At 46.0% G+C, this 6,912-nt stretch carries 7 protein-coding genes; 2 read left to right on the forward strand and 5 right to left on the reverse strand.

Translation table 11 applies throughout. From position 1 onward, the window contains the following. Positions 1 to 68: 68 nt before the first annotated feature. The 3 genes from D515_RS10810 to D515_RS10820 all read right to left on the reverse strand — a co-directional run bounded on the left by D515_RS10810 (position 69) and on the right by D515_RS10820 (position 2,774). Entirely contained in the window at positions 69 to 1,409 is a 1,341-nt protein-coding gene (locus D515_RS10810; protein ID WP_002538403.1) for an ATP-binding protein, read from the reverse strand. Further along, positions 1,399 to 2,058, reverse strand: a complete 660-nt coding sequence (locus D515_RS10815) for a response regulator transcription factor (protein ID WP_002538405.1) — start codon at positions 2,056 to 2,058, stop codon at positions 1,399 to 1,401. Before D515_RS10815 ends, D515_RS10810 begins: the two co-directional genes overlap by 11 nt. An 86-nt stretch (positions 2,059 to 2,144) precedes the next feature. Then, positions 2,145 to 2,774, reverse strand: coding sequence for a LysE family translocator (locus tag D515_RS10820; RefSeq protein ID WP_002538406.1), 630 nt, complete (start codon positions 2,772 to 2,774; stop codon positions 2,145 to 2,147). A gap of 149 nt (positions 2,775 to 2,923) precedes the next feature. Between D515_RS10820 and D515_RS10825 the strand changes: the two genes are divergently transcribed. Beyond that, positions 2,924 to 3,712, forward strand: coding sequence for a DODA-type extradiol aromatic ring-opening family dioxygenase (locus tag D515_RS10825; protein WP_002538408.1), 789 nt, complete (start codon positions 2,924 to 2,926; stop codon positions 3,710 to 3,712). Here the strand turns inward: D515_RS10825 and D515_RS10830 are convergent, their stop codons facing one another. Both D515_RS10830 and D515_RS10835 read right to left on the reverse strand, forming a co-directional pair. After that, a complete protein-coding gene (locus D515_RS10830) occupies positions 3,713 to 4,543 on the reverse strand; it encodes a helix-turn-helix domain-containing protein (RefSeq protein ID WP_002538410.1) in 831 nt (276 codons plus the stop codon). 19 nt (positions 4,544 to 4,562) lie between these two features. Then, complete coding sequence (locus tag D515_RS10835) at positions 4,563 to 5,156, reverse strand: LysE family translocator (protein ID WP_002538412.1); 594 nt, start codon at positions 5,154 to 5,156, stop codon at positions 4,563 to 4,565. A gap of 476 nt (positions 5,157 to 5,632) precedes the next feature. Here D515_RS10835 and D515_RS10840 point away from each other — a divergent pair. Further along, on the forward strand, positions 5,633 to 6,912 hold a 1,280-nt coding region (locus D515_RS10840; protein WP_204366350.1), incomplete at its 3' end, for a hypothetical protein.

Below are 6,912 nucleotides of genomic sequence, written 5' to 3' on the forward strand. Positions count from 1 at the left end.
GAAAAAGAGCCGCCATGATTGGCGGCTCTAAATAGTCCAAATCCTTCTTCCCTTAAGGTCAATAGACCCTAGCGGGCGAGCTTCACTGTCAGCACCGCTTTTAATCCGCCCATGCTTCCTTTTGTTAACTCAAGACTCCCACGATAGCTATGGGCAATTTCATTGACAATATTGAGTCCAAGGCCCGTGCCGGGCGTGGATTCATCGAGTCTGACACTGCGTTTGAGAACGTTCGTCAGCTCTTCGTCGGGAATGCCTTCTCCATCATCTTCAACACAGATTTGAACCGTTTCTTTTCCCGCATCAATAGTGTAAATCCGCACCAAGGTGTTTGCCCATTTATAAGCGTTCTCGATGAGATTTCCCAACATTTCATCCAAATCAGCAGGGTCGACGGCAACGTCAAATTCATCATCAAGCTCGTTAATGACAATGACTTCACGAGAAGCATAAACCTTGTCGAATGCCAGCGTGATCGCATCAACCCGTGCGCTGGGGTTAGACTTCACCGCGAGGATATTCATTGAACCTGCGACCCGAGCGCGACCAAGGTGGTAGTCAATCTGGCTCTGGATACGCTCAATCGAGGGCAGCAGCTTTTTCTGGCTTTCCTCATCCAGTGAAAGCACGTCATTTTTCAGCACGGATAAAGGCGTTTTGAGCGCGTGGGAAAGGTTGCCCGCATGTTGTCGGGCACGGGAAAGTAACTCGTGATAATGAAACAGTAAGGCATTGAGATCGGACACCAGTGGCGAGACTTCCTGCGGGTAGTTAGTGCTAAGGGCATCTTGTTTGCCTTCTTTGAGTTTCACCAACTCCCGTTGCATGTCATTTAGCGGCAGCAGCGACCATGCGACTTGCAAGCCAACCAACACAATCACGCCCACAAACAGCATGGATAAAATTACCCAAAGCTTACTGGAGAGGCTTTGCAATACGTCTTCGGTGGGATCTTCATCGATACCAATTTTGACGGTGACTGGCGTTGTTCCGCCGCTGGGTATAAAGGTCTGGGTAATGGTGATGAGAGGTTCTTTCCTCGCACCAAGCATTTCTTTGATGGGCCCGTCGGAGAGTTTGAAATCTTTGTCCGCCAGCGATGGTGACCGTAACACCGTCGTTCCCTGAGTAATACGCCAATACAGCCCACTGAAAGGACGTTCAAAACGGGCGTCTGACAGAGGCTGTGCCAACACCAACTGCTGATTTTCATCAAGCTGCAAGTTGTTGGAGATTTCATCCATCGACAGCTGCAAGCGCTCTTTGGTCGCCGTTACGAGATAATCATTCATCAGCACTGGGATTCCGATCCCGGCAATAGAAATCATGACGGTTGCCCATATCACGGTTGCCAAAAGCAGGCGGCTTTTGAGGCTGAGTTTGCCGATATAGCTGACTCTACTGCGCATTGAGTTGATACCCCAACCCGCGCACGGTTTTAATAATGTCTGGCGCTATCTTCTTGCGTATTCGCCCAATGAAAACTTCGACGGTGTTAGAGTCGCGCTCGAAATCCTGTTTGTAGATGTGCTCAACCAGCTCTGTTTTGGAAATCATCTTCTCAGGGTTATGCATGAAGTAAGCAACCACTTTGTATTCCAGCGCGGTCAGCGTGACTGCTTGCCCTTGCCAAAGCACGGTTGACGTTCGGGTATCCAGGCTCAAGTCACCCATTTGTAAAACAGGCGATGCACTGCCGGAAGCACGTCTTAGATGAGCACGAAGTCTGGCAATGAGTTCGAGCATTTCGAACGGCTTGGTGAGGTAGTCATCCGCACCGGCATTCAAACCTTCAACGCGCTGCGAAAGGGTATCGCGCGCGCTTAGGATGATAACCGGGGTGTTGATATTCTCGTCGCGGATGCTTTTCAGTACTGTCAGGCCATCGATTTTCGGCAGCCCTAAATCGAGCACAATGGCATCCCAAGGCTCTGAGGTAGCGCGATACAGAGCATCGATACCATCTTCAGAGAGCTCCGGCACCCATCCATTCTTTTCTAAGGTATCGAGTATTTGTTCACTTAACTGTGGTTCGTCTTCTACCACTAATATTTTCATTTCTTATCCTGTTTGATCTCGAACTATCAGAAGTATGGTCGAGGAAAAGTGAAATTTAGGTAAAACAGCGAGCTATAAATAAGAGTCTACTCTCTGCTCAAGGCGATTTTTCCTGCCAAACCGATTAAGAGAACACCTGAAGTCCCTTCAATCACACGCGAGAATCGTTGGGATTTTGCCGACGAGAACAACCAGCTTCCCACAATGGCATAAGCGAGGTTGCAAAGCGTGGCGGTGATGCAGAAAACAACGCCAAGAACCAGAAGTTGGTATTCGGGGGAGGCCGCTGTCGGGTCAATGAACTGGGGAAGAAATGACAGGAAGAACAATGCGACTTTGGGGTTCAACACTGCCACCATCACGCCTTGTTTGAAAACATTGACGTTATTGCCCGCATCGGAAGCGCTGATATTGATCTTCGAGTTGCCAGAAAAGAAGTTTCTCAGCGCACAAATACCCAAATACAAAAGGTAAGCCGCTCCCAAATACTTCACCGCCATAAAGGCGACAGCGGAATTGACGATAATCGCCGAAAGACCAAATACGGCTGCGAAGGTATGCACGAAGTACCCTGCACCTAAGCCTGTCGCGGCGCGAAGCCCCATCTTTAGTTTTCCTGCCATGGTATTGGACACGATATAAACCACATCCTGACCGGGGATCAGATTGATAGAAAGTGAAGCCACCACAAACAGTAATAAGGTTTGGATTTCCATATCAGCGCCTCAGTTCGATTTTTCTGAACAAGATTGTCAAATTCAAGCGGTTAATTCTTCGACTATATCTGCTGTAACGTTAGATATCGATACCGCTGAGACGCAGAAACGAGAAACTTCGCGGGAGGTTAGAAAAAGGAGACACATCAATGAATAAGACCCAACCAGTTCTGTTTTTATCGCACGGTGGTCCAACGCTGGCAATTGAAAACAGCCACGCTTCCCAGTTTATGAAATTGCTGGGTGGCACACTCAACAAACCTAAAGCGATCGTCATTTTTTCAGGTCATCTCGACAGTGATGACGATGTCGTGATTACTTCCGGTGCCTCGCCTTCAGTGATCTACGACTTTTATGGCTTTCCAAAACCGCTTTATGAACTGACCTATCCTGCGCCGGGCGCACCTGATCTGGCCAACAAAATTGCAGATATGGTGTCAGCATCTGGCTACAAAGCCGTTTTAGATGAAGATTTGGGCTGGGACCACGGTGTTTGGATCCCGCTACGACTGATTTATCCCGATGCGGACATTCCCGTGGTGCAGGTATCTATCAGCAGTAAGCAAGGCGCAAAGATGAACTACGAGCTCGGCAAAGTGCTCGCGCCGCTAAGAGAAGAAAACGTTCTGCTGATTGGCTCAGGGGCGATAACCCACAACCTTCGCGAAATTTTCAGCCGTCAGAAAACGCCGAATGGCTCTGCGATGGCAGAAGCGTTTACGGATTGGATTGCACACAAGCTGGAAAACAAAGACCACGAAGCGGTAGTGAATTTTCTGACTGACGCGCCGAATGCTCGCTTTAATCACCCAACGGATGACCATTTCCTGCCATTGGTTGCAGTGCTTGGTGCAAGCGGGAAAGATGACGCCGTGCGCATTCACCAAAGCTGGCAAGATGACAAACTGCTAGCGATGGATGCTTACCGATTCGGCTGATTAGTTGCCGATAAAATGGGACTGGTAGTACTTAGGTGTCACTGCCAGTTTCTTTTTGAAGTGGCGCTGAAAATGCGCTTGATCGGAAAAGCCAAGTTCGAAAGCAACTTCTGAAATTTCTTTGCCTTCACGAAGCAGCACTTTCGCGCGCTTGATTTTCTCATCCATCAGGTAAGCGTGGGGCGGCAGACCAAAACGCTGTCTGAATGCACGAATTAATTGATAGCGGCTCATTCCCGCTTCTTCTGCCAAACTGTCGAGTTGATGGATCTCGGTGAGCTCATCCAGCATTTTTTCCCTGACTCTAAGAACATCACCCTCACGTTGAGTTTTCTCTGTGCTCAATTTGTGCTGCCAAAAACTGGATTCAATAAAGTCGTAAAACGCTACTTGTGCTTTTAGTGGACTGTTGTCATCTATCAATGCTTCCAACAATGCCAGAAAATGGGTTTGAATGAGCGGATTGCGCTCCAAATCGTTCTTGAAAGGTGTGTAATCCTGATTGTAACCACGGTGCGCGTGTTGAAGGATGTCCTGTTGGATTTCGCCCATTTTCAGCGTATCGACGAACAACATGCTGTAAGACCAGGTGTTGCCCTTTGGATTGCAGGAATGCACATCAGCGGGATTAATGGTGACGATATCGCCGACGCGAACATCGTTCACGCGATGGCGGTTTTTATAGTCAGAATGACCTTGCTCAATAATGCCGAATGAAAACTCATCATGGGAGTGGGCTTCATAACAGGCGCGACTTTGATTGGCGACGCGCATTTCCACCCAAGGCAGCAGCGTGCTTTGTTTGAACTGTGTGGTGCTGTCCTTTTTCATTGCTCGTCCCAGACCCTAATTAAATCCAAATTGCCGCGACAGACAATGCCAATACAATCGCCATCACTCTATTAAATTGGCGCTGATGAGCGGGGTTTTCAAGCTTGCTGGACAAAATATGTCCAAGTACAGCCCAAAAGCCAATGCTAATCAGACACACCAGCAAAGAAACGAAAGTATACATGCCCAGCCAATACACTTCGTTTTCCCTTCCAACCACATAAATGCTCACGCCGGAAAGGGCATATAACCACGCCTTTGGATTGAGAAGCTGGGTGATGGAACCTGTCCACCAACCTGATTGCGTCTGTGCGTTTTTCTCAATGGCGGAGACAGGTGCCGTGAAAATTTTGTAGGCAAGATACAAAAGAAATGCGCTGCCAAGGAGCTGCATGGTGGTTTCCAGCGAAGGAATCAACGACAGCAAACTTTGCATCACCCCGCCACACAGAATCACTACCAGGGCATACGCCAGCGAAGCCGCGATAACATGTTTAATGGCTTCTTTTAGTCCTTGGGTGATCGCCGTGCTGGTGGCGAGAATATTTACTGGGCCGGGTGTTACCGCACCGACAAAGGCAAAGGTGGTCATCGTCAGAATCAGACTGTTCATTGCTTTCTCCTCTCTGATGAAGAAGACGTTAGCAAAGCCAGAAGCGAAGTTATTGAACGATATTGCAGCGGACTGAATCGGAGATCTTCCAGAAAAGTATGAGTCGGAAGTGAGTTACACGACGCCTCTCAACAGATTTAAAGTGATCAATATGTAGACATATAAGTGTAAAATTCCCAACTTTGTTATCTGGTGTAATAAATTTTGTTATGATTTTTTTCTTTCTCAAAGAAAAATAAATATCCAAATGGAATAATAAGAGATCGAAATCTTTTCTCTAAATGTGATTTTCCTTTCTTTTAGGTCATTATGTCTCACTTTTAATAAAAATTGCCGTATTTCTAAGATCTAAATATTTTTCTTTTATTTGAACTCATGCTTTTGTCATGCTTTATTTATTAGGCAGTCGGCTTTTTTAAATGCTCAAAAAACAATGCAAGCAATAATTGGCAATCGACTTGATTTAGGTGGAAATTATGAAAAGACAAAAATTGGCAATACTGATAAATATGGCGATGTTAGCGCCTCTCTCTTCATGGGCAAATGTACCTCAGAATGTAGATGAACGTTGGCAACAACCGACAATAACTACACATCCGGATAAACCCTATTACCCAAATTCTAATGTTGTAAATAGAAAGAACCTTTTCGATTGGAGAACGCAGCATTATCAAATTGGAATGTCCAGCCTTAATGGTGCTGAAGAGCTTAAAATGAGTCCTTTTTATATTTGTGAAGTTGAGTCACTTTATAACGTTCCTGGTGGAAAAATGTTGACAGGTGACATTATGGGGCCAAATGGAAAACCAGTAGGAACTGATTGTGCCCGCTCTATTTCTAAATCGATTCTAGACAAAGTACCGGATATGGATCCAAACGAAGGTTGGGAAATATTAAAGTTCAACCTAGGTTATAAAATGTCCCACTATGAAAATGCAAAAGAAACATGGAGTGCGGATGGAAATGATAGCTGGTCGTCAAATCAGTACCCCTACATTATTCTTTACAACAGGCTGACTGCTAAGTTGAGAGTCATGTCCTATATGGGGGCTAGTGACATTGGTACGGGACTGTCTGTAAAAATGTCTGTAAAAGGTAAGGCGAAAATATTCAATACGAACCAATCCTCTGATGCAAGGTTTTATCAAGAATCAGTGACTGGGTTCGGTGGAATAAATAATGTTCAAGACGGGGGATGGGGACTGACTGATTTTGTTGTCGAGTTTGACCCTTGTGCGCCAGGTGAAGACATCGACTTTGATATACATATCTTCCCTAAGAAAGTGGAGACACTTGAATTATATGGTCATGCGGTTGGGACGTCACATAACATCACTGATGAAGATATCGGAAACCCCAAGAAATATCTAATGAATGTTTCTGGCAGCCTCGAAAACAATTTAGACCAAGCAGGTAACTTTACGGTTTCTGAACTGGATGATTTAAAAGAGCTTTTTGACGGTGTGAATGATTCAGGCACAAACATGGCTGTTGCTGATGATGCCATGAATGCTGCAAGCGGATTTCTTAGCGGCTTAGCAGGTATGTTCTTTGGTCAACAGAGAGTAGAAGCAGGTTTGAATGCGCTTTCTGGGGTAACATCAGGTATCGGTTCAATATTCGGTACTCAAGCTTCTGCTGTTAGTGACTACAGTAAAATCATGCCTCAGATTTCCTTTTCAGAAGTGTATTTACGAGGAGAGTCCAGTGCACAAGACCAGGGTATAACAGTTAAATTGAAACTACCGGGTAGTCG

The sequence above is a fragment of the Grimontia indica genome (assembly GCF_000333895.2).
In the GTDB taxonomy this organism is placed as follows: domain Bacteria; phylum Pseudomonadota; class Gammaproteobacteria; order Enterobacterales; family Vibrionaceae; genus Enterovibrio; species Enterovibrio indicus.

Excerpts from the sequence above, each read along its gene's own strand:
- D515_RS10825 (WP_002538408.1), top strand. The coding sequence starts at position 2,924 with ATGAATAAGACCCAACCAGTTCTGTTTTTATCGCACGGTGGTCCAACG.
- D515_RS10820 (WP_002538406.1), bottom strand. The coding sequence starts at position 2,774 with ATGGAAATCCAAACCTTATTACTGTTTGTGGTGGCTTCACTTTCTATC.
- D515_RS10830 (WP_002538410.1), bottom strand. The coding sequence starts at position 4,543 with ATGAAAAAGGACAGCACCACACAGTTCAAACAAAGCACGCTGCTGCCT.
- D515_RS10815 (WP_002538405.1), bottom strand. The coding sequence starts at position 2,058 with ATGAAAATATTAGTGGTAGAAGACGAACCACAGTTAAGTGAACAAATA.
- D515_RS10810 (WP_002538403.1), bottom strand. The coding sequence starts at position 1,409 with ATGCGCAGTAGAGTCAGCTATATCGGCAAACTCAGCCTCAAAAGCCGC.
- D515_RS10835 (WP_002538412.1), bottom strand. The coding sequence starts at position 5,156 with ATGAACAGTCTGATTCTGACGATGACCACCTTTGCCTTTGTCGGTGCG.